Here is a 23,487-nt window from a genome sequence, read left to right on the forward strand (position 1 = left end):
TTAAGAGGTGTAGGAATACACAAAAGGGCCTCTGATAAAGATAAAATAGATCCCTCCCAGAGTAAGATCGGGGTAGTGTCTTAAATATCTTTGGAGCGCCTCTTCATAGATCTTCCCTTGTAAAAGATAGTCGTGAGACTGCATCACATCTTGTAAAGCATGAAAAGAGTTTTGAGGTATTTGATTACTTTTCCAATCAATAATATACACCTTTTGATTGTGCAGAAAGCAAAGGTCAATAAACCCTTTCATCCACCCTTTTCCTGAAGGGTATAAAAACTCCATTTCGGTTTGAAGGGTCTCTAAGTTAATATCTAGAAGGGTAAATCCATCTAAGTTAAGCCCGAGTGTCTTTTCTAAAAGAGCGTGTATTTTTTCTTCTTGAGACGCTAGAGAAGTGTGGATAATTTCTTGACGAATGAGGTTTAAGAGCGCATCTTCTTGGTTAAAATACCGCTCTAAAATACGGTGGATCACATGCCCTGTTTCAAGACCAGCTGTTAGCCCATCAGGGGTCACTTCTACATCTTGTTTTTCATAATGTGCAAGTGAAGAAAAGGAGTAGAGGGGTTTAACCGCAAGAGGCTCTGGCATAGGGTTTGGGGGAATAATGGGTATTTCTTCTAAAGAGGGGGGCGTTAAGGAAAACGATCCTTCTTTTAAATGCACGCAGGAAAACGCATTTAAAGAGAGCTCTCTTCTTGAGAGAAAGATTTCAACAGGAGATCCTTCTCCTAAACCGTAGGAGGGCGTGGGTATTTCATGCACAATAGGAATATAGACTCTTGTTTTTGCGCGGGTAAGCGCAACGTAGAATTGCCGCATCTTTTCTGCATCAAGTTCTTCAAGTTCTAAGGGAGAAAGATCTTGATAAGGGGTACGAGACGCTAGCCCTATAGCAAACACCGTGTCAAATTCTAGCCCTTTACTGGCATGCACGGTCATGATTTGCACCCCTTGTGAGGACGGCTTAAGCCTATCTTCTGAGCCTTCTTGCTTTAACTTACGTAAAGAGGTTTTAAAGTGGTGGGGTGTTGGAGAAAAAAAGAGGTGCGGAATGAGCTCTAACAGATCTTCATAAGGGAGGTGTTGACCGCTTGAGTAACAGCAAGATAGAGCAGTATCTTTACCTAGCCTTAACCTTAGAAAAAGCGCAAAGCAGGCGCCAAACCCTTTTTGCAGCCACACCTCTTTTAACTGTAAAATGTGCTGCTTGGCTTTAAAGAGAGCCTCCCCTGTGATTTCATGAGGTAAGAGCTGTGCAAAAGGGCCAAGGAGAAGTTTTGTCAGAGAAGAGGTGCTATGAGGATCAAGAAAAAGCTCTCCAAGCTCTTCTAACCATGTAAAAGCTAGTGATTCTTTAAGAGGCGCTTTTTTGCCAAGGGCTGATGGGATATTCCAAAGGGTTAAGAAGTTTTGTACCCGTCTTGCTTGATATCTGTCTTTCACTAAAATAGCTACCTGCTGAGGCTTTAGGGCAAGCTTTTGAAGGGTTTCTACAATAAAGGGAAATAATAAATCTTCTTCTGTCTTAAGAGAGGGCCATTTAGAAGACCTGGTTTTTTCTTCTTCCATGATCATAAAAATAAGCTCACCTTCTCCTTCAACAGCAGCTGTAGAAGGGTGGATTTCTAAATGGGTATTATGACGAGGAAGATGCATCCACCCAGGGTGGCAAAAGAGGTGATTGAGCTGAGAAATGAGAGAAGACCCGGATCTAAAGTTACGGTGAAGAATCGCTTTACTCTCTACAGCAAAATGATTAGACGCTTCAAGAAAGGTGTAAATATCTGCTTTTCTAAAGCCGTAGATCGATTGTTTGGGATCTCCAATGAAATAGGCTCTCTTAGAGGGGTCTTGAAGAAATAAGGTTTGAAAAATAGCCCATTGAAGAGGGTCTGTATCTTGAAACTCATCAATGATAATGCTTTGATAACACTTCCGAATCGATTCTATGAACTCCGAGGATTTAAGCGCTTCATACACTTTTTGTAAAAGGTCATCAGGGGTGATTTTTCCCTTTTCTTCTGCCACTTGTTGCTCATGCTCCCTCCAGCTCATTTGAAGTGTTTTTAAGATATTTAAGCGGTTTTGAGCAAGTTGAAGCCTGGGCACAATATGTTTTCTTAAGTGAAATAATGGGTGATCTTGAGGAGGAGATCCTTTTACTTTGATTTGATCCCTATGGAGGTTTTCTAAGAAAAAGTCAGGGGCTGTAATCCACTCTTCCCATAGATCGAGCGGTATTTTTTGCTCTTGAAGAGCCGTTTCTAGTTGCCTAGCTTGCGATGAAAACTGTTTAGAGTTCATTTTCTTATAGTGAACTTTAAGAGCCTCAAACTCTTTTTCCACAGGAAAGGGTGTGATCTCTAAGAGACACGTGTTCACCTCTTCTAGGAGCTCTTTCGAAGAGGGGCACTTTTGTTCTTGAGAAGAAGATGCCCCGAGTTTTTCCATGAGCGTAGTAATATCATTTGCTAAAGAGCGGAGTAACTTACGGAGCTGCCCAGAGGAGAGAGTGTTTTGTGTGCGTAAGAACTCTTTCATCTCCCACTCTTTTTCATGAGGCTCCCATTCACTGAGGTGAAAAGAGGTGTTTGTCTCTAACGCAAATTGCTGCAATAGGTGGTGACAAAAGCTATGAATCGTAAAGATTTGCGCGGTATCAAATTGATTAAGTGCCTCTTGAAGAGCACTTCTTTGCTGAGGAGATAGCTGCTCTAAATAAGGGTAGCTTTTTTTCCCTTCTACAATGAGGGCTAAATTACACCGTATACGTTCTTTTAGCTCCCTAGTCGCAGCTTTTGTAAAGGTGACAACCACAATTTCATGGATGGAAAATTTTTTTTCAAGCAGTAACCTGATGAAGAGATGCTCGATGGTAAAGGTTTTTCCTGTCCCTGCAGACGCTTCTAAGAAGAGGCGAGATGGTATAGGAGTTTCTTTAGCTAAAATATCAAAGAAGTTCATGAAACACCTCTTGTAAGTAAGAGCGCCACTTTTCACTCCATAAGGGGAAAGAGGGTATGAGGTTCCGGTTTATTCCCCATTCAATGAGAGGATCATCTTCAATTTTAAGAGGGGCGCACTCTTTTAATAACCGCTTACCCATGGAGGGAAGTAAAGGGGAGGGAGAAAGAAGAGCCTTATGAAAATAGTCCATGTATTTGGTTAAAGATTCTAACGGATTGCTCAGTGAAAACGGTTTTTGCTCCCGTTTTTTTGCAGAAAAAAGAGGAAGGGATGAGTCATTGAAGATCACAGAGGCAAGGCAATAAAGAGGCCATATTTTTAAGAGATCTTCTAAAGAAAAGTCTCCCTGAAAGAAAAACCCTTTAGAGGATAGTCCCTCTAGAGTCCCTTCAATCTGCACCTTTTCCCCTGTTTTTAAAGTGAGGGTAAGAGAGGGGATTACTTTTGTCTTTTCATCCATAAGATAAGGCGTTTTACAATAAGGACTTAATACAATAGTCATAAAAGAGGACGGAGTTAAACAAAACGCCTCAAGGGCCTCTTGATAGTCAGCAATCTCTTGTTTGATAGCTAAAAGAGCGGCGTCTTTAAAAGAGCCTATAGGAAGCTTGCCTTGCTGCTCAAGCTCCTTTGTTATTTCTTCTAAAGAAATAGGGTGACCTTTTTCTTTAAAGGGATAAAGGACATAAGGAGGGAGTACAAACTCTCTTCCCTCTTCTTCTTTAAAAAACCGTACTCCTAGTCTCTCGTGAAGGAAAAATTTAAAAGGGTGTCTTGCAAGCTTTTTAATCGCCTGGATGGAAACCACAGGTTTGAAAGAGGGAGGCAGCAAAACCAGCTCTTCTAAAGGAGATTGAGAGAGAGGGTGAGCCGTAAGCGTGTAATGTGTGTGTGATAAACTTTGAAGCTCACTTCCTTGAAAATACGACGAATCTTCAGAAGAATGGGGATGATGAAGAGTTAAAATATTTCCCCTATCTTTTTGAAGCTCTTCTACTAAAGGACATACGTTTAACACTTTACCATCACCCGGGTGGCATCTTGTATACGTGATGATTAATTGTTCTTGAGTCGAAGCTAAGGCTTTCATGAGAGCGTCTTGCGCCTCTTTTAGCTTAGAGGGAAGTGGCAGCTGTGCAAGAGAAGATGCAGGCTCTTTTCTAGGGAAAGACCCCTCTTCCATTCCCATGAGGATCACAGTTTTAGCAGAGGTTAAAGAGCCTGAAGTAAAAGAGGTAAAGGTGATAGCTTCAAGAGATTTTGAGGGAATCTTACCCGATCTTGCTTCAAATACAGACCTCATTAAAGGTTCAATAGCGCTGTAGGGAAAAAGGTGCTCACTCTCTATCGTTCTTAAGAGGCGAAGTATTTTTTGAAAATACGGCATAAGAACATCTTTATCAAAAAACGTATCTATCACAGCATAAAGCCACTTCTCCCACTCTAGAGCAGATTGCTTGATCTCTTGAGAGAGAGGATATAAATGCTTCAACATCTCTTCTTTTAACGTGATCCACTGGCTTAAAAGAGTAGTATCTGTCCATTCAAGGGAAGTATCAAAGCAAGAGACCGTGACTAAGCTCTCTACTGCCCGTTTTAAAGCCCCGTTCCACGATCCTGTATCTTTACAAAAGTCTTTACCCTGTCCTTCATCTAACTGGCTTCTTAGCTCAAAAGTGCGCATCCATTTCGTGAGCTCTTCTCCCTCTTTTAAGGTCATGTTAAGGCGGGTTAAGAAGGGGGTATTGACAAGGAGTTTTTCCATCACCTCTCTTGAAAAGCGGTACTCAGGTAGCGTCAGTAAAAGTTTAAGTCCTTCTAAAGAAGGAGATAAACTCTCTTCTTTCACCCCGTGGATGGTATAATCAAATGACCCTTCTCTTGTTAAAAAGACAAACTGAATGAGAGAGGCGTATTCATCGATATCAGGGGCTAGAACAAGGACATCTTTCCCTTGATTGCCACTTTGATGAATCACTTCCCACACGGCTTCCACTTCTCTAAGTTTTGTAGGAGCTGAGTGGATTTGTAATGAGGTATCAGGAGGGGTATGCGATCTTTCCAGGGTTAACCATTCCAGCTGCAAGGTATGGAGCATCGAGGAGGAGTCGGGCGCTTTAAAATCTTCTTTCCACTTTTCTTCTTCAAAAAGAGTGCATTGCTTTTGACACACCTCTTTCCAATTCGATAAGAGAGGAGGGTCTTGAGCAAAGTAAAAAAGAAGCTCTTGATGAAGAGAGGTATGGGCTTTTTTTAAGAGCTTTTGTTGCTGCTTTTTGGTTTTAAGATCTCCTAAAAACATTTCGCTTGGAGAAAAGAGAAACCACTCTGTATGCATCTTAGCAAAAAGAGCATATTCATCAGAAGAGACTGTAGCTATGTTATAGAAAAAGAAGTGTCCATTTAAAGGGATGCCTTTTTTGGTCGGGATTTCTTCTGGAAAAATCGCTCTCCAAAGAGATTGCTGCCACCCTTCTTTTTGAAGCCAAAGGGTAAGAGCGTCTTCTGGCATCTTGAGGTAATGTAAAAAAAGCGTGCTGATTTCTTGGATCAATCCTTGCCGCTTTTTATCCTTACCTGTAGAGAGATAGCTTGCGATAGCAGGAGGCAACAAGATCTCATCTAAGGCGATATGAAGACGAAGGGTAAGCTCTAAGCGAGAGGGAACCAAGGGAAAAAGAAGAGAGAGGAGCTCATGGTAAGTGATGACTTTAATCCCTGTAATGACATCTGTTTTTTCTAGCCACTTTAAATAGAGGTCTGTTTTTACATTTTCATGAGGGATGACAACCCATTTTTTCTGAAGAGGGGAATCCTTAATAAAAAGAGAGTGATAAAGAGACTCTGCTAGAGAAGAGAGGGAATTGGAAACAAAAACCTTCATGAATATCTTGTCAAATTAAGGGCGTTATGAAGAAGAAAAGGGCTTTTTCTTCTCCACCCACCTCTTTAAGACTACAGTAACAAACGTTTCTCTTCATCTTTAAAAAAAGATCAGAGGAAGAATGGATAAAAATCAGCCCCTCTAGCAGAAAGAAAAATCCAATTTTTAAAGAAAGTAGTTTGCCTTAGACATAAACCTGGGAAAAACTTTGGTGCGCTCTTCATTTTTTTATGCTACCATTTCTCCCATGGATCTTCTCTCTTTGAATAAAAAAAGTCTTTCTTTAACTCTTTTAAGCAAGGTGGTGATCTCTTTTGTTGGAATTTAAAAATTAACCCCCTTCTCTTGAGACCTTATTTATGATGTTCTATATAAATAAAATCATCCGCTGTTTAGAGGACATTTTCTTCAAAATTCCTGGCTTCTCTCCTTCTCATCAAAACTCCGTTCAGTTCCTTAACATTGCGCAATTTACAGGTGTTCTCAACGACAATATTTTTAAACTTGTCACCGCTTTCTTACTCATTGATATGATGGGAGAGGCGTATGCCAGTAAAATCATGTCAGTAGCTGGCGCTGTCTTTGTGATTCCATTTCTTGTTTTCTCCTCCGTTGCTGGAACACTTGCAGATAGACTGAGTAAACAGAGGCTTTTAATGGGCATGAAAGTTGTAGAAATGGGCATCATGCTAGTTGCCATGCTTGTTTTTGGATCTAAAAGCGTTTTAGGAAGTTATTTTCTTCTTTTTCTTTTAGCCACTCATAGCGCGATGTTTGGCCCTTCTAAATATGCCATTATTTCAGAGCTTGTTCCTCCGCATAAGGTGTCTTCTGCTAATGGCCTTATCACCTCTTTTACCTATCTTGGCGTGATTGTGGGAACCTTTTTAGCCTCTTTTTTAACAGAGATCACAGCGCACCATTTTGTGGCCATTGCGGGGATCTGTCTTCTCATTGCGTTAGCTGGATTTATCGCCACATTTGGAGTGAAGTACACCCCTCCTTGTCAAGGAGATCACCCTCCTAAGGGGCTTTTCATAAATGATATCTTAAAAACGCTGCAATTTTGTAAGACGAAAAAGTACCTCTTAATTGCCATGTATAGCTCTGCCTACTTTCTCTTTGTAGGAGCGTTTATTCAGCTAAATGTCATTCCTTTTGCCATGACTTCTTTAGGCTTAAGTGATGTGGCAGGGGGGTATCTTTTCTTAAGTACAGCGCTTGGTATTGCAGTAGGGTCCTACTTAAGCGGAAAAATCTCTCGTCAACGTGTAGAAATTGGGATGTCTTGCTTTGCAGGGGTTTTGATTGCTCTTTCTTTAGGACTCTTATTTCTCTTTAGCACCCATCTTATCGCAGTAATTTGCTTTCAAGTGTTTTTAGGGGTGTGCGGCGGCCTTTTCATTGTTCCTTTTGACACCTTTGTTCAGGTGTATAGTCCAGATGCTAAACGAGGACAAATTCTAGCAGCTAGTAACTTCTTAAGTTTTTGCGGAGTTTTAATCGCCTCATTACTTCTCTTTGTCTTTAGCGATATTTTACAACTCTCTCCTGCTGCAGGGTTTGGAATGATTAGCCTTTTAACCTTTGGGCTCTCCATCTTTTTACTCTCAAAGCTCTCTAGCTTAGCGCTTCCTTTTTTCTCCCAATATCTGTTAAAGCCGCTCTTTCGCCTAAGAGTACAAAATTTAGAGCTTCTTGAGAAATATCCAGGAGCCATATTAGTATTAACAGAGGCCACTTGGTTAAAAGCGTTTTTATTTCTCTCGCTTGCTCCTTATCCTGTCCATATTTTCTTTAAACAAGAAAAAAGACAGTTTCCTTGGATATCGCGTATTTGTCCCTCGATTCATTGGGTTGATCCTAAGAAAAGCTATATCCCCTCAATTAACAAAGTAAAAGATGAGCTTAAAGAGGTGTTTCATCCTTGTGTGATGATTAAACCAGCTAGGCTCTCTCACGCACTTAAACTCAAAACAACATCACCTCTTGTGTATATCGACTGCTGCTTTCCCTCTTTTGCAGTGGCTCATGTGACTCTTAGCTTAAGATAATGAAGCTTCTTTATAGAACATATTTAAGATAAAGCTGCCGCAAGCTCTAGAGGATTCAAGAGTAAAGGATCTTTTCCTTCATGTAAATGCACATGTGAGGGCGCCTCTTCTAAAAAGGGGCCGCTTTGATATTGAAACTTCTCTGGGCTATCTGTGACATAGAACGTAGGCTGCGTCATAGTTGTTTTAGGATTAAGAAGATTTAGACTTTCTAAAATCCTTTTCACCTCTTCTGCGCACGCAAAAGAGGGATCAATCACATGAGTAGAGGGGGGAAGGAGCGCTTCAATTTGCTGCTTTAAAAGAGGAAAGTGCGTGCATCCTAATATGACGGTGTCACTTTCTGCTTGAATGAGGGGCGCTAGATACTCTGCAAGGGCAAGATGGGTCATGGGGTGAGAGGCAAACCCCTCTTCTACTAAATGCACAAGAAGCGGCGCAGCTGTAGCTGTAATCTCTGCATGAGGTAAATGACGTTTTAATTTTGTTTGATAAGCCCCAGACTGAATCGTGGCAAGTGTGCCTAAAATCCCAATTCTTCCTTGATAAGATGCTTTAATCACTTGAGGAATCACAGGATCAATCACGCCAATTAAGGGAATAGAAAAATACGGCTGTATTTTTTCTAATGCAACAGCTGTTGCTGTATTACAAGCCATCACAATTAGCTTAACAGAGTGCTGGTGTAAAAAATCACAGATCTCTCTTGTGTAATGGATGATTTTAGCAGGACTTTTAGAGCCGTAAGGGAGGCGCGCTGTATCTGCAAGGTAGAGAAAATCTTCATAAGGAAGAAGAGATTGCAGAGCTTTTAGAACAGTAAGTCCTCCTAGTCCCGAATCAAAAACAGCAATTTTTTGACTCTTTTGATCCATAGAGCCTTAATTTTATGAGGAAGAGGGTATTTTAAGTTCTTGACCTGGCCGAATCACATCAGAAGAGAGGTGATTAGCTTTTTTAAGCTCTTCTAAAGAGACGTTGTGATCTTTTGCAATCTTTTGAAGAGAGTCTTTAGGTTTTACGCGGTAAGAAAGAGTGTTTTTAGGAGATAGCTTAGAAAGAGCTGTGCGTAGTTTGCCAATCTCTTCAAACTTTTGATCAAGAAGCGCCATTTTTTCTGCATGATGCGTTAAAGAGTGATGAGATTGCTTAGCATATTGCATGAGAGATTGCATCTCTTGATGCATTTTTTCTAAAGTTTTTTCCAGCTCACTGATCTTTTTTGCTGTTTGCGTAGTTGCTGTAGTTTCAAAAGACCGCACATGATGCTCTATTGTTTCAATGCGGTCTTCAAGAAGCCTTAAATCAAGCTCGGATTCTCCTACTCTTTGCCTTAAATCTGCCATTTCAAGACGTAAGTCGCTTACCACTCCGTTTGTTAAAGAGGAGTTTTGAAGGCGTGTACATCCAGAGATAAGAGAAGCTAAAAGAAGAAGAGTCCAAACTGAGCGCATTATTTTCCTTCGTGATGGATACGGAAGTGAGCCCGTCTATTTTGTGTCCAAGCATCAGGATTATGTCCTAAAGCAAACGGCCGCTCTTTTCCAAAAGATATCGTGTGGATTTGATCAGGTTTTGCTCCGTGTTGAATGAGAAGCCCTCTTACAAAGTTTGCTCTTCTTGTTCCTAAAGCAAGGTTATACGCCTCAGGGCCTCTTTCATCACAATACCCTTCAATGATCACATAGGTACTAGGGTGGGATTTGAGATAGCTTGCAGCTTTTTGAACTTGCTCAATATACACTTTTTTTCTCACGCTATGTTGATCTGTATCAAAGAAAATCGGCGAGAATAAGCTAGAGAGCGCGCCTTGAGGTTGATTAAACTGTTCAACAGTTGGCATCCCTTTAGATCCTAACTCTTTTTTAGGTTGAGGGATAGAGATATCTGTAAACTGATTTTTAAGATCGTCATCATTTAAAGGGAGAAACTCATTGGATGAAAAGCTTGCTTGATGAGACCTATCCCAAGGGTTTGCAGCTGTCATATGTTGTTTATAATGCGCCCCTGTTTGATTATCATCCCAAATATTGCCAGATTTACTTTGGCAACTGGTAAAGAGGAGTAAACAAAGGATGGAAGAGCTGATCTGCATGATGGTCTTCATAATAAAAGTTCCTTATTCAATAATATCGTTCGTTACAGTGTAAATGAGAAGCCCTCTTTTCGACTACTCTCTATTTTCCTACCCACGCAGGATAGTGTTTGACTCCTTCACCACTTGTAATCTTAATGGTCTCTGGTTGATTGAGATTCACAAGATATAGCTCAGAAGAGTGCCCATCTGTAGAATTAAATACAAGGTGAGTGCTGTTAGGTGCCCACGCAGGATTTTCTTTATGCGTTGGGCCATCTGTCAATTGCCACTCTTCTCTCGAGTTAAAATCGTAAATCCAAATTTGTCTTACTCCGTCTGTTTTTGAGCTATAGGCCAGTTTTGTTCCATCAGGAGACCAAGCAGGGCAAGAATTTTCCCGGTTTTTTTTGGATAAGAGAATAGGGGACTGCCGTTTTGTTTGATACGACGAGGGGATGAGGTAAATGCATGGCATCCCTTCTTTATCAGAAACAAACGCAATTTGGGTTCCATCAGGACTAAAGGTGGGAGAGGCTTGCGTTGATCTTGGATAAGAAAAAAGCTGAAGAGGTTTAGAAGTTTCTCTTCCTTCTTTAGAAATAGGAGCAATAAAAAGATCAGCTCTTCCTGAAGCGTCGGATATGAACGCAATCTGATCTTTTTGAGGAGAGACGGCAGGGAGGAGCTGATTGCCTTTAAGATCAAGTATCTTTTGTCCTTTTCCTCCTGAGAGGGGAGCGATACAAATTTTAGGGACTCCGTATTGATAAGAGACATAGAGAAATTGATTAGATCCAGAAGATAAAAAGACAGGGGTAATGCAGTAGTTATTTTCATGGGTCAGCTGAACCGCATTTCCTCCATCAAAATCACAGCACCAAATTTCTGAAATCACCTTTTGTTGCTTTTGTACCTTCATCGCATACAAAATCTTCGAGCTTGCAATCCCTGGCTTATCCCATAGCGCTTTAAAGAGATGATCTGAAAGTCTATGGAGGAGCTTACGATCTTGAGAGAGGACTCCTGAGAGTTTAACGGGGGTAAATTTCTTTAGAGAGGAATTATGAGAAGAGTAGCAAGACAGAAAAAGAGATTGCTCTTTCACTTCTACTTGTACAGCATAAGTGATTCCCCAAGCTCTCCACTTTGCTGCATGGAACGAGTCTGCAGCAGTTGCAAGAGCTTTTTCTTTATCAGGGTGGTAAGGGATGACTTCTGCCTCTCCATTATGGTGCATATCAAAGCGCAGTACTGAGCGTAACTGCGTTAAATAGCTATCTGAAAAAGAGCCATCTGAGCAGGTGATTTTACCCAAATAAAGAGGGTCTAACGAGTTTGACTTACTTAAACAAACCCGGATTTCCTCTAAGGGATGCAGGGTGATTAAAGGAGTAATGCAGCAGAGAATACAGGTTAAAAAGAGTTTAAACTTCATGACAAAAATTGAAAATCCATGTTTTTTCTTCAGGTTTTTTTACAGGGAATCGAAGCTTAGGGAGATTTTTTTCCAGATAAAGCCTATTTTTCCCACTTTCCGCATTTAAGATTTTTAATTCCTTCACCGTTCCATCAGCTCTTAATGTGAGAGACACTTTCACATCACCTGATTCTGGAAGATGAAGAGAGGTATATAAAAAACCCACCACTAAATCCTCTTCGCTTAAAGCCCCCTCATGAGAAAAGAGAGCGTGAGGTGAATAGGAGCTCTCTTCTTCATGATCCACATCATCAGGCACTACAGCTATAGAAGATCCCCATGAGGGAGTTTGTGTCTTAGGATAGCTTTTCTCTTCAATTTTAGCGAGCGCTTCCTCAATCTCTTTCCACGCTTCAAAAGATGAAAGAGAAGAGGGCTCTATCGTAGAGGGAGTTACTACAGGAGAGGAGGGAGAAGATTGAGGCACTCTTGGCTTTTGAGGAGCATCTACTACTTTAGGAGAAGAAGAGGTTTTAGGGAGCGGTTTAGCAGCAAGAGAAGAGGGCGGCTTTAAAGATTGAGAGGGGGCTTGCTGCTTTTTAAGCTCTACAGGAGAGGGCTTTATATTCGTTCCTGCCTGAGTTTTAACTGAAGAGGCTGACTTTGAGGAGACTGTTTTAGAAGAGACCGAGAGATTAGGCAGCTTTTTTTGAGAGCTTGGAGTAGAAGACGGCTCTACTTTTACTCTGGGGTTTACTCTAGGCTCTAATTGAGCGGGAGAAGAAGATTTTTTCTCTGAACTTATAGCGGAAGAAGATGCGCCTTTGATAGGAGCGGAAGAGCTTTTTTGCGAGAGGTTTTTCACAGCAAGAGAGGGGTTTCTTAAAGGAACCGTGGTTCGGATTTTCACAGAAGAAGAGAGCTTTTTACGTGAATGGGAGGGAGGTGTTACGAGAAAAAATATAAAGATGATGTGAAGTGTTATCACCAAAGATGTGAGCTTTTTTAACATCATAGGGTTATTTCACTTAATGCGGTTTTAAAATCACATCCATTTGGTCATATCCTGCAATTTCAATGGCATTTTTTACAGTTTGATAGGTTCCAAAATGGGCTCTTTTATCTTGAAAGAGTTGAGGAGCTTGATGAGGCGCTTCTTTAAAGCTTTGTTTAAGCATTTTTAAGAGCTCATCTGCTGAGACGCATTTGCTTTGAAACCAAATGGTATCGTCTTGCTTGACATGAATGGTAAGGGATGACTGCTTAGGGGGCTGTGTAGAGCCTCCTCTAGAGGCTCCTTGAGCTAGCTCTACATGGTCTAATTCAAGTAAGGGAGCAACTAAAATAAAAACAATCAAAAGAACAAAGACAACATCGATGAGGGGAGTGAGGTTGATTTCTGACTCAAGAGGAGCTGTCTCATGTCTAAGCGATCTTTTCATTCGACTTTTCTATATTGGATTTCAATTTGAGAGATGATGAGGGTGAGAAAATCATCCATTTCTGAAAGATATCTCTTTAAGTAGTTTTTTAGGTAGTTAGAGCCGATTAAGGCAGGGATTGCAATGATGAGCCCTAAAACAGTTGTGGCTAGCGCTGTAGAGATCCCTCCTAAAATAGCGCTACTTGATCCTAAGCTTCCTCCTCCTTGAAGCCCTGTAAAGGTCTCTAAAATCCCCCATACAGTCCCTAGGAGCCCAAGAAACGGAGCAAGTGTCACGATCGTGGGTAAGATGAAGAGATACCTTTCTAAGAGGTTATTTTGAGAGGAGATAATCATGAGGCCATACGCTTCAAGCACATTGAGATCATTAGCGGTGAGATACGCATTAGAAGAGGATCCTCCTTGAGAGAGGAAGTATTGATTCTTATTCAAGAGATCAATGGTTTTCCCTTTCACAGAGAAAAAGATGTGATGAAAAGGGTGGGGAGACCCTTGTGCTTTTAAAGCAGGAAAAGAAGAGGCATCAAGAGTGAGTAAAGGAGCTTTTTGCGCTTTAAGAGCTCCTTCAAAATAACGAGAGAGCCTACTCACTTGATAAACCATCCACAGCTTGTAGATAAGCGTCATCCAGCAAACCATAGAGAGAAGAACTAAGCTTAAAATCACGACTTTCCCAAAAGGGTCTGATTGAGAATAGGCTAAAGAAAATACGTTAGAGGCGGCTAGTATAAGCATAAATAATAGATTTCCTTCTAGAGAGAGGCCATGCCTCTTCCATCATACCAAAATAACTCCCAAATCCCAATACAAATTGTGCATGACTTTTGACTCTAGACAAGAGAGCGCATAGCACCTATGTGATCCCCCTAAAGAGTGCTTTTATAGATTGGGTAAGGGTTAAAAACAATTCAAAATTATTAAAACTATTCGTTAATTAAATTCCTTTTTATTTCAATAACAAATAAAAAATAAATAGTTTTATTAATTATTTTAAATTAACTCTATTTTTAATATTCAAATTAATTTAAAATAAAGTTTATAACAAGGAGTCTTTATGATCAATTCTTATGCGCTCCGTTTTACAAAAAACGTCTTCCCTTTACTGAAAATAAATACGAGTCAAACCTCTATCTCTATTCAGGCTATTCAAGCAATTGCTAAGCGGTCTTTTTCTACAACACCTCCCTTAATGTCTAAAGTGATTACTTCACCAGGCGATATTGGAACATCTCAAACACCCTCTGTGATAACAGGAAAATTTCTTACGCAAAAAGCAGGAAGACCTAGGGTGGTTCTTTTTGTGACTGCAAAAAAAATCATATGGATTGCCTTGAAATCTCTTAAAATAGCTCAGACAGATGAAACCATTATTATTCGTAAAGATGATGATAATCGTCTTCATAATGACTCTATTGTTGTGATAAACCAGGTGAGTACAACGGATCATGACGATCCTCTATTAAAAAAGATTGGAAGTTTAAAAAATTCATGGCTGTATCAAAGAATAATGGATAAATTTCTTAATCAGATTAAATTAGCAAGTAATCCTATGATATCTCATCAAGGAGATATTGTTGAGGTGAAGACAGCTGAAGGGATCTCTTTTCAAGCTATTGTCATTTCTAATGAGAAAAGGGGAGCTAATACAGCTTTGATAGCGAGGATGAGTGAGGGGAATAAAGCGAAAGAACCTTCTTCACTGCTTTATACTTCATTTAAAGAAGCTGAGGGATTACAAGAAAAAAATATCATTATCGATATGCTAGATCTTCATACAGTTTCTAAAGAAACTGTAACAGTTATAGGTAAAGCACGGAGTAAGGTCGTAAGTATGATCTATGATGCCATCGAAAAATTAGCAAAATAACCCATTTTTACAACAATACAAGCACTTTTTGAGATGCTCATAAAAGTGCTTGTATAGAAATTTAAAAAACCAGTTTATTTTTCTAGGGAATTAAGCTCACTCTCTAATTCTTCCTCAAAATAGGCAGAGTAGTCAGTTAGCTCTCCTTCATCAATCAAATCTTGTGACATCTTGTCATAATAAGCAAACAATCTCTCCTGAGATTTTCTTGCTGTCTCTTCATCGAGCAAGCCAAGGCTGGCTCGGTGCTCTAGTTCATATATATCAAAATCTTCAATATTTTCAATTCTACCGTGATTGAGCTCAATTAAACGATCAAGCTCTGGATTAGCATATTTTATAGCAAAATCTGCATTTCTTTTATCATCCAATATCTTGGTGATCTTTTCGTCTAGTTCAGGATCAATAACTTCCTTACTAATTACAGGAAAAAGATCAACTAAGTCACTATGAGTTGCTTTGTCTAAATCGATTTGAACAAAGTTTTTAGGCTCTGATACCCAACCAGGCTCAAATGATGCGAGGAATTTTTTTTCTGCTTCAGCATCGATAACGCCTCTTTCCATGAGAGGTCTTAGCCATGAGGCATCTCTGATAAAGGTGGGCTCTGTTTGATTTTCTTGAAAGGATTTAGGGTGAGGTGCTGTATATAGAATAGGCTCTTGCATTTGAGTAGAATGAGAAGTTGTAGATCCGAGTTTAGAAGAGGCAACCTCAGTTGCTTTGGTGACTGTTGTGCTGAAAAAAACAGTAGCAAACTTTCCATTAGTTTCTTTTGGGATTAAGAAAAGAGAGGTGTGTTTTCCCACCCGTTGAAGGATATTTCTTATTAGCATAGTGTACTCCTTAAAATAGATGAATTTCTCATTATTCATATCCATTAATAAAACAATCAATAAAAATGATTTTTATCATAATTAGTGGTGATTGTTTCAATAATATGCGATATGCACATTTTTTAATAAGAATAGTCTGTTTTAGCAGGCGTAGATTCTTTTATTTCTTTTCTGGAAGATCTTGCTCATTTTCTAATTCTTCCTCAAAATAGGCAGAGTAGTCAGTTAACTCTCCTTCATCGATAAGATCTTGTGACATCTTGTCATAATAAGCAAACAACCTCTCCTGAGATTTTCTTGCTGTTTCTTCATCGAGCAAGCCAAGGCTGGCTCGGTGCTCTAGTTCAAATATATCAAAATCTTCAATATTTTCAATTCTCCCATGATTGAGCTCAATTAAACGATCAAGCTCTGGATTAGCATATTCTATAGCAAAATCTGCATTCATTTGATCATCCAGCATCTTGGTGATCTTTTCATCCACCTCAGGATCAATAATATCTCTAACTGTTAAAGGGAGAATATCAATCAGGTCATCATAAGTGGCTTTGTTCAAATTGATTTGAACAAAGTCTTTAGGGTTTGATTCCCAGTCAGGTTCCAATGATGCAAGGAATTTTCTTTCTGCTTCAGCATCGATAACGCCTTTCTCAATAAGAGGCCTTAGCCATGGGGCTTCTCTGAGAAGAATGGGCTTAGATTGGTTTCCTTGAAGGGGTGGATCTTTGGATGGCTTATCTTCTAAAAGATCATTCTCTAAATCCGGCTCAAAATAGGCAGAGTAGTCGGTTAGTTCTCCTTCATCGATAAGATCTTGAGACATCTTTTCATAATAAGCATCCACCCTGTCATATGCCTTTCTTGTGGTTTCTGCATCAAGCATACCAAAATTAGCTCGGTGCCGTAGCTCGAGCATATCAAAATCTTCAATATTTTCAATTCTACCGTGATTGAGCTCAATTAAACGATCAAGCTCTGGATTAGCGTATTTTAAATCTAAATCTGCATTCCTTTTATCATCCAATATCTGGGTGATCTTTTCATCTACCTCAGGATCAATAACTTCCTTACTAATTACAGGAAAAAGGTCAACTAAGTCACTATGAGTTGCTTTGTCTAAATCGATTTGAACAAAGTTTTTAGTCTCTGATACCCAATCAGGCTCAAATGATGCGAGGAATTTTTTTTCTGCTTCAGCGTCGATAACGCCTTTTTCCATGAGAGGTCTTAGCCATGAGGCGTCTCTGATAAAGGGGGGCTCTGTTTGATTTTCTTGAAGGGATAAGTCTTTGGATGGCTTATCTTCTAAAAGATCATTCTCTAAATCCGGCTCAAAATAGGCAGAATAGTCAGTTAGCTCTCCCTCATCGATAAGGTCTTGAGATGTCTTTTCATAATAAGCATACACCCTGTCATGTGCCTTTCTTGTTGTTTCTGCATCAAGCACGCCAAGGGTAGCTCTGTGCCTCAGGTCAAACATGTCAAAATCTTCAATATTTTCAATTCTCCCATGATTGAGCTCAATTAAACGGTCAAGCTCTGGATTAGCATATTCTATAGCAAAATCTGCATTCATCTGATCATCCAATATCTGGGTGATCTTTTCGTCTACTTCAGGATCAATAACTCCTTTACTCATTACAGGAAAAAGAGCAATGAGATCGCTATGAGTTGCTTTGTCTAAATCGATTTGAACAAAGTTTTTAGGCTCTGATACCCAATGAGGCTCAAATGATGCGAGGAATTTTTTTTCTGCTTCAGCATCGATAACGCCTTTTTCCATCAGGGGTCTTAACCATGAGGCGTCTCTGATAAAGGGGGGCCTAGCCTCATGTTCTGGAAGGGATAGATCTTTTGATAGTGCATGAGGGGATGGAAGCTTTTGAGTAGAGGGAGAAGTTTTAGACTCTAATTGAGAAGAGGCAACTTCAGTGGCTTTTTTGGTTGTTGTACTGAAAAAATGAGGAGTAAATTTTCCTGTTATTTCTTTTGGGGCTAAGAAAAAAGAGATATTTTTTCCCGCCCATCGAAGGGTATTTCTCATGAGCATGAGGCGTCTCCTTAAAATAGATGAATTTCTCATTATTCCTACTCATTCATAAAACAATCAAGATAAATCATTTTTACCTATTTTAAACCCTAAGTTGTTTAAATAGAATGCACTATACACTCCTATAGGAGTATTATTCATCTTAAAATAGGATGAAAAATAGCTATTTGGAGGGTGTGTATTTTTGATTTTTGATTCAAAAAATTAGACGCAGTTATAAAATCGAGTGCATATTTTTTTTCTCAAAGTATAGAGCCCATTTAAACTTTTTAAGGAGATGCTATGTGGATTGATACGCATGCCCACTTAACACTTGGATCATTTGATGATCAATTAGAAGAGATCATCAAAAGAGCCTTAGACTGCCGCATTGAGCACATTGTTAATATTTGTACAGATCAGAAGAGTTTAAATAAGGGACTTGAATTATCTAAGCAATACCCTTGGATTGTTAATACTGCAGCTGCTACTCCTCACGATGTTGTAGAGATTGGGGATGCTTTTTTTGAAGAGGTGTCTTTCCATGCCAAAGAGGGGAATTTAAGGGCTATTGGAGAGACAGGTCTTGATTACTACTCATCAACAGCTTCTAAAGAGATTCAGGCAGTGCATTTAAAGCAGTATCTGATGCTTGCAAAGGAGTGTTCTCTTCCGCTAATTTTTCACTGTAGAGAGGCGTTTGATGATCTTTTTAAAATTGTGGATGAGAAGAGAGAAAAGGTAAAAGCGATTCTTCACTGCTTTACAGGCACTCATGATGAGGCAAAAGAGTGTTTAAAAAGAGGGTGGCTTCTTTCCATTAGCGGGATTGCGACATTTAAAAATGCAAAAGCTTTACAACATGTGATTAAGGAGACGCCTCTTGAATCGCTTGTGATAGAAACAGATGCTCCTTATTTGGCGCCTCAGTCAAAACGAGGGCAAGTGAATGAGCCGTCTTATGTCATTGAAACAGCTCAAATGATTGCTGATCTCAAAAATATCCCTATTGAAGAAGTGGCTAGAGTCACAACACATAACGCGCATCAATTTTTTTCTTTTCAAAAAGAGGGAAGATCTATTTAATGCAAAATCATGAGCCAATCAGTTGTACCCCTTCCTTTTATCTTAAGAAGAATACACTCTTTGCTAGGCCTTTGGCTGGTTATTTTTCTAATAGAGCATCTTCTTGTTAACTCGCAACTAGCGCTTTTTTTTGGGGAAAAAGAGACAGGATTTATCCATCTTGTCAATACCATCCATGCACTTCCTTACCTTCCTTTCATTGAATGGACCTTAATTGGAGTTCCTTTAATTGCGCATGGGTTATGGGGCCTTCACTATTTAGCTGGGTCTTATTTAAGAGGTGGTAGGAGTGATGGGTCACGCCCTCTAATTCCTTCAAATGGAAGAAATAGAGCGTATTATTGGCAAAGAATTGCTTCTTTGATTTTAGGTGTGGGACTCATTTTACATGTGGGTAAATTCCGGTTTCTTACCTATCCAGCTTCTTTGCATCAAGGAAGCGCTAACTACTATGCTATCACAGTCCCAGCTGATCCAAAGCTTTACTTTTTGGCAGAAGAGATTGGGGTCAAGCTGTTTTCTCCTTCTCAAATTGAGGAGCTAAAAGCCACCCTTCTTTCTGAAAATAGTAAGAGACATTTAGAAGAGGTCGTAAAAACCTATCCTCCAGACAGCTCTGATTCTTCTATCTTGATCAGTAGCGTGAGGGAACTAGAAAACAATCAAAACACACAAGAGCTCATTTCTTTTTTAGAAGCGCAAAAACAAGCTCCTCACGAATTGGTTGCGCTTGGATCTCAAATGGGACAAGTCACCCTTCTTTCTGTACGAGAGACATTTAAAACGATTTTTACAGCCATATGTTATACAGCGTTTGTTTTAGCTGCCTGTTTTCACGCTTTTAACGGCCTATGGACATTTCTCATCACCTGGGGTGTCATTTTAAAAGTATCTGCACAAAAAATGGCTTTAATTGTGACGTGGTCATTGATGGGGACTATAACGCTTTTAGGGATGATGGCCATTTGGGGAACCTACTATTTTAATTTAACTGGATAAGGCGGTATGGATCAAGAAAAAGAGGTTATTGTCGTAGGTGGGGGATTAGCTGGATTATCGACTGCCATGCGTCTTGCAGAAAATGGGTGCAAAGTGAAGCTCTTTTCTGTCACCAAAGTCAAAAGATCGCACTCTGTCTGTGCTCAAGGGGGTATTAACGGAGCGATGAATCTTAAAGGAGAAGACGACTCTCCATTCATTCACGCTTATGACACCATTAAGGGGGGTGACTTCTTAGCTGACCAGCCCCCCGTATTAGAGATGTGTTTAGCTGCCCCTGGAATCATCCGGATGATGGACCGTTTGGGATGTCCTTTTAATCGAACAAGTGAGGGGACATTAGATTTTAGAAGATTTGGAGGGACACTGTATCATAGGACAGCGTTTTGCGGAGCGTCAACTGGGCAGCAGCTGTTATATGCCCTTGATGAACAGGTGAGGCGGTATGAGGTGTTAGGAAAGATCCAAAAATTTGAAAACCACGAATTCATGCGGCTCATTTTGGATGAAAAAAGGTGTGCAAGAGGCATTGTCTTCATGAATCTCATCACCATGCAATTTGAAAGCGTGCGAGGAGATGCTGTGGTGTTTGCAACAGGTGGCCCTGGCCTCATCTTTAAAAAATCCACCAATTCCACCTTTTGTACAGGCGCTGCAAATGGAAGATTATTTAGGCAAGGAATGCTCTATGCCAATGGAGAGTTTATTCAGATTCATCCAACAGCTATCCCAGGAGAGGATAAATTACGGCTCATGTCGGAGTCTCTTCGAGGAGAAGGAGGAAGGGTTTGGGTGATGGGGGACTCTTCTAAGAGTCTCACATTTCCAGATGGAATAGATAGATGTTGCGGTAAGACAGGAGAGCCGTGGTATTTTCTAGAAGAGATGTATCCAGGATATGGCAATCTCATTGCAAGAGATGTGGCTGCAAGAGAGATTTTAAGGGTGTGTGAGCTTGGCATGGGAGTAGGAGGCAGTGAGGGCGTGTATTTAGATATGCACCATCTTCCCCAAGAGACACTGCATAAAGTGGAGTCAGTCTTAGAGATTTATCAAAAGTTTACGGGAGAAGACCCTAGAAAAGTTCCCATGAAAATCTATCCAGCTGTGCACTACTCTATGGGAGGCGCTTGGGTGGACTTTCCAGCAGCTGATGATGCGGACCGCAATCAAAGGTTCCGTCAGATGACAAATATCACAGGGTGTTTTGCAGCTGGAGAGTCAGAGTTTGAGTATCACGGAGCGAATCGGTTAGGGGCAAATTCCCTTGTAGCTTGTATTTTTGCAGGGCTCACCTGTGGTAACGAAGTACCAAACTATTTAGAGACACTTCAAGAGCGTGCAAAAGATCTTTCTTCTAAGCTGTATGAAGAGGCTACTTTTTTAGAAAAGCAGGATCAAAAGAGACTCCTTTCTTACCAAGGAAGTGAAAACATCCATAAGCTTCATGATGAAATGGCAGAGGTGATGGTGCGTCATATGACTGTAAAAAGAAATAATAATGATCTTCAAAAAGCCGTAGGAAAGTTAAAAGAGATCCGGGAGAGGGTAGCTTTTGTAACGCTTGATGATCAAGGATCCCATCTTAATCAAACTCTTACCTTCGCTCAGCAGTTTACTCCCATGTTAGAGCTCTCTCTTGCTATGACAGTGAGCGCTTTATCCCGTAATGAGTCAAGAGGCGCGCATTTTAAGCCAGAGTATCCAAACCGTGATGATGAGAACTGGCTGAAGACAACTCTTGCCTCTTATACAAAAGAAGAGCCTACCATCTCTTATAAACCCGTTGACATAAGACACTTAAAGCCTTTAGCAAGAGATTATGTGCATGCTAAAAAAGTAAACCCCACCTTAGAAAATGTCCCTACTAATATAGGACTTCCGGTATGACACAGTTTATTTTAAAAGTTTATCGAGGAGTGCCTCATCATCAATATTGGGAAGAGTTCTTACTCACGTTAAAGCCGTTTTATAATGTGATTTCAGCCTTAATGGATATTCAGAAGGACCCTATTAATAGGCAAGGGAAGAGAGTTAATCCCATTGCTTGGGAGCAAGGGTGTCTTGAAGAGGTGTGCGGCTCTTGCTCCATGCTTGTGAACGGCTTTCCTAGACAAGCGTGTACAGCACTCATTGAACCTCTTCTTGCAAAAACTCAAAATAATACAGTAACCCTAGCTCCTTTTACTAAGTTCCCTTTGATTAGAGATCTTGTTGTAGATCGCAGTGTGATGTTTGAGCATCTAAAACGGATTCAAGGGTGGGTGGAGGTTGATAGCTCTTTTGCCCAAGGGACACCTCCTACTCAAGATCCCCAAGTTGCAGAAGCTAGATACGTGCTTTCAACCTGTATGACATGTGGATGTTGCTTAGAAGGGTGTCCGCAGGTAAATCCTAGATCTAAATTTATCGGGCCAGCTGCGATTTCTCAGGTGAGGCTATTTAACGCCCATCCTGTAGGGAAGCTAAAAGGAGGAGAGAGGCTCCGTGTCCTAATGGAAGAGGGAGGCGTCAGTGATTGCGGTAACGCCCAAAACTGCGCTAAAGTGTGCCCTAAAAAGATCCCTCTAACAGAATCAATTGCTAAGATGGGAAGAGATACAACTAGGCAGGCGTTAAGAGATCTCACCTCTCTTCCTGATGAAGGATAATAGAGATACAGGGCAGGGCGTGCTAATGCATGATATCAATATACTATAAAAAACTAAATTCTGTATTTTTAAAAACACAGGATTGAATTATATAGCATTTATCCTTAATGAAATTAAAAATAGTTAATATTAAAAAGATGGCGTTTTTGATCTACTTTGATAAAATATACGAAAGGGAGTTTGTCTCATATCAAACCCATCTATCTATTTTTCATGCATCAAGTTAAAGAGGTAAAAATGTTTATGAAAAAAACCATTTCACATGTTGATAGAGTTTTACAACAACTCTTCGGCATTGAAGAGCATCAAGACTTACTCATTTCTTTAGTTAACGCTATTTTAGAACAAGAGGATCAGGTGACCCTACTGACTCTTTTAAATCCTTATAATCCTCAAGAATATCATGAAGATCAAGCTTCATGTTTAGATATTCAAGCTCAAGGGAAAGATGGAAAAGGGCGCCGTATTATCATCCAAGTAAATGATGATGAAGCTCATGAGAAAAAAGCATTATATGATTGGGCAAAAGTGTATACCGAGCAATTTTCAACAGAAAAGAGGGATAAAACTCCTTCTAAGACGATAATGATAGATATTTTAAATTCTAACCGGATTCCATCTCCTGATAGATATCATCATGTATTTCGTCTTGAATCAGATAGCGGTAGCTGGAGCCATTTGGAGGATTTAGAGCTTCATACCATTGAATTAAAGAAGTTTTGTCAAGATAGCAGTAAAGATCTAGTGACTAAAATCCATACACCTCTTGATCGATGGATGGCTTTTCTTACATGGCCTGATCTACTGAATCAAGAGGATTTTCCTGAAGTGTTTAATACTCCCTCTTTAAAAAAGGCTCTTCATATTTTAGAGGGCATGCATTTTGAAGGTGTAACAATAGAGTAGTGTGAGGGTCATTTAAAGTGGCTTAGTATCGCATGTAAGATGTGATTAAGAAATATTTAAGCCACTTTAAATGTTATTCACAATGGGGCAAGTTAAGGATAGTCTCTCTTTAAGCAATTACAGATTAAAAAAGAAATAAGGATGCCGAGGTTAATCATCCTTTACTGATTTTAAAGAGCGTCATGCTGTTCAAGGTGTCTCATATTTTAAGCTTGTCATCATAGACTGATATTTTCTCATTACTCCCTTAATCTTTAATGAGTG

Annotated in this window: 18 protein-coding genes; 7 read left to right on the top strand and 11 right to left on the bottom strand. The window is 39.9% G+C overall.

Annotated features, from left to right (window positions below; all coding sequences use genetic code 11):
* Both ACI7T6_RS00335 and ACI7T6_RS00340 read right to left on the bottom strand, forming a co-directional pair.
* Positions 1-2,970 (bottom strand): UvrD-helicase domain-containing protein, encoded by a 2,970-nt coding sequence (locus ACI7T6_RS00335; RefSeq protein WP_404665613.1) that lies wholly within the window; start codon positions 2,968-2,970, stop codon positions 1-3.
* The gene (locus ACI7T6_RS00340) at positions 2,957-5,857 is read right to left on the bottom strand and encodes an exodeoxyribonuclease V subunit gamma (protein ID WP_404665614.1); all 2,901 of its coding nucleotides are present in this window, start codon (positions 5,855-5,857) and stop codon (positions 2,957-2,959) included. The genes ACI7T6_RS00335 and ACI7T6_RS00340 overlap by 14 nt, the downstream gene beginning before the upstream one ends.
* 359 nt (positions 5,858-6,216) lie before the next feature.
* Between ACI7T6_RS00340 and ACI7T6_RS00345 the strand changes: the two genes are divergently transcribed.
* Positions 6,217-7,911: an MFS transporter gene (locus tag ACI7T6_RS00345; RefSeq protein ID WP_404665615.1), complete on the top strand. Its 1,695-nt coding sequence runs from the start codon at positions 6,217-6,219 to the stop codon at positions 7,909-7,911.
* Positions 7,912-7,934: 23 nt separating this feature from the next.
* On the opposite strand, the gene murI is transcribed toward ACI7T6_RS00345, so the two are convergent.
* From murI to ACI7T6_RS00380, 7 genes are all read right to left on the bottom strand, one after another.
* Entirely contained in the window at positions 7,935-8,786 is an 852-nt protein-coding gene (gene murI / locus ACI7T6_RS00350) for a glutamate racemase (protein WP_404665616.1), read from the bottom strand.
* Positions 8,787-8,798: 12 nt separating this feature from the next.
* Positions 8,799-9,365, bottom strand: a complete 567-nt coding sequence (locus ACI7T6_RS00355; protein ID WP_404665617.1) for a LysM peptidoglycan-binding domain-containing protein — start codon at positions 9,363-9,365, stop codon at positions 8,799-8,801.
* Positions 9,365-10,018, bottom strand: coding sequence for an OmpA family protein (locus ACI7T6_RS00360; RefSeq protein ID WP_404665618.1), 654 nt, complete (start codon positions 10,016-10,018; stop codon positions 9,365-9,367). The genes ACI7T6_RS00355 and ACI7T6_RS00360 overlap by 1 nt, the downstream gene beginning before the upstream one ends.
* 70 nt (positions 10,019-10,088) lie before the next feature.
* Positions 10,089-11,423 carry a Tol-Pal system protein TolB gene (gene tolB / locus ACI7T6_RS00365; protein WP_404665619.1) on the bottom strand — a complete coding sequence of 445 codons (1,335 nt, stop codon included), beginning with the start codon at positions 11,421-11,423 and terminating at the stop codon, positions 10,089-10,091.
* Positions 11,413-12,420, bottom strand: coding sequence for a hypothetical protein (locus ACI7T6_RS00370; RefSeq protein WP_404665620.1), 1,008 nt, complete (start codon positions 12,418-12,420; stop codon positions 11,413-11,415). Before ACI7T6_RS00370 ends, tolB begins: the two co-directional genes overlap by 11 nt.
* 13 nt (positions 12,421-12,433) lie before the next feature.
* Positions 12,434-12,847 (bottom strand): ExbD/TolR family protein, encoded by a 414-nt coding sequence (locus ACI7T6_RS00375; protein ID WP_404665621.1) that lies wholly within the window; start codon positions 12,845-12,847, stop codon positions 12,434-12,436.
* Positions 12,844-13,584 (bottom strand): MotA/TolQ/ExbB proton channel family protein, encoded by a 741-nt coding sequence (locus ACI7T6_RS00380; protein WP_404665622.1) that lies wholly within the window; start codon positions 13,582-13,584, stop codon positions 12,844-12,846. Before ACI7T6_RS00380 ends, ACI7T6_RS00375 begins: the two co-directional genes overlap by 4 nt.
* A gap of 319 nt (positions 13,585-13,903) precedes the next feature.
* Between ACI7T6_RS00380 and ACI7T6_RS00385 the strand changes: the two genes are divergently transcribed.
* Positions 13,904-14,716, top strand: coding sequence for a hypothetical protein (locus ACI7T6_RS00385; protein ID WP_404665623.1), 813 nt, complete (start codon positions 13,904-13,906; stop codon positions 14,714-14,716).
* A gap of 74 nt (positions 14,717-14,790) precedes the next feature.
* Here ACI7T6_RS00385 and ACI7T6_RS00390 read toward each other — a convergent pair whose 3' ends face one another.
* Positions 14,791-15,552, bottom strand: a complete 762-nt coding sequence (locus tag ACI7T6_RS00390) for a hypothetical protein (RefSeq protein WP_404665624.1) — start codon at positions 15,550-15,552, stop codon at positions 14,791-14,793.
* A 160-nt stretch (positions 15,553-15,712) separates the two neighbouring features.
* Positions 15,713-17,602: a hypothetical protein gene (locus ACI7T6_RS00395; protein ID WP_404665625.1), complete on the bottom strand. Its 1,890-nt coding sequence runs from the start codon at positions 17,600-17,602 to the stop codon at positions 15,713-15,715.
* A gap of 282 nt (positions 17,603-17,884) precedes the next feature.
* On the opposite strand from ACI7T6_RS00395, the gene ACI7T6_RS00400 reads away from it, so the two are divergent.
* The 5 genes from ACI7T6_RS00400 to ACI7T6_RS00420 all read left to right on the top strand — a co-directional run bounded on the left by ACI7T6_RS00400 (position 17,885) and on the right by ACI7T6_RS00420 (position 23,223).
* Positions 17,885-18,667 (top strand): TatD family hydrolase, encoded by a 783-nt coding sequence (locus tag ACI7T6_RS00400; RefSeq protein WP_404665626.1) that lies wholly within the window; start codon positions 17,885-17,887, stop codon positions 18,665-18,667.
* 9 nt (positions 18,668-18,676) lie between these two features.
* On the top strand, positions 18,677-19,666 hold the full coding sequence (locus tag ACI7T6_RS00405) for a succinate dehydrogenase (RefSeq protein WP_404665627.1): 990 nt from the start codon (positions 18,677-18,679) through the stop codon (positions 19,664-19,666).
* 6 nt (positions 19,667-19,672) lie between these two features.
* Complete coding sequence (gene sdhA / locus ACI7T6_RS00410) at positions 19,673-21,556, top strand: succinate dehydrogenase flavoprotein subunit (protein ID WP_404665628.1); 1,884 nt, start codon at positions 19,673-19,675, stop codon at positions 21,554-21,556.
* Positions 21,553-22,317, top strand: coding sequence for a succinate dehydrogenase iron-sulfur subunit (gene sdhB, locus ACI7T6_RS00415; protein WP_404665629.1), 765 nt, complete (start codon positions 21,553-21,555; stop codon positions 22,315-22,317). Before sdhA ends, sdhB begins: the two co-directional genes overlap by 4 nt.
* A gap of 180 nt (positions 22,318-22,497) precedes the next feature.
* The gene (locus tag ACI7T6_RS00420) at positions 22,498-23,223 is read left to right on the top strand and encodes an Rpn family recombination-promoting nuclease/putative transposase (protein WP_404665630.1); all 726 of its coding nucleotides are present in this window, start codon (positions 22,498-22,500) and stop codon (positions 23,221-23,223) included.
* Positions 23,224-23,487: the final 264 nt, after the last annotated feature.

Source organism: Rhabdochlamydiaceae symbiont of Dictyostelium giganteum (assembly GCF_964291045.1).
In the GTDB taxonomy this organism is placed as follows: Bacteria; Chlamydiota; Chlamydiia; order Chlamydiales; family Rhabdochlamydiaceae; genus PALSA-1444.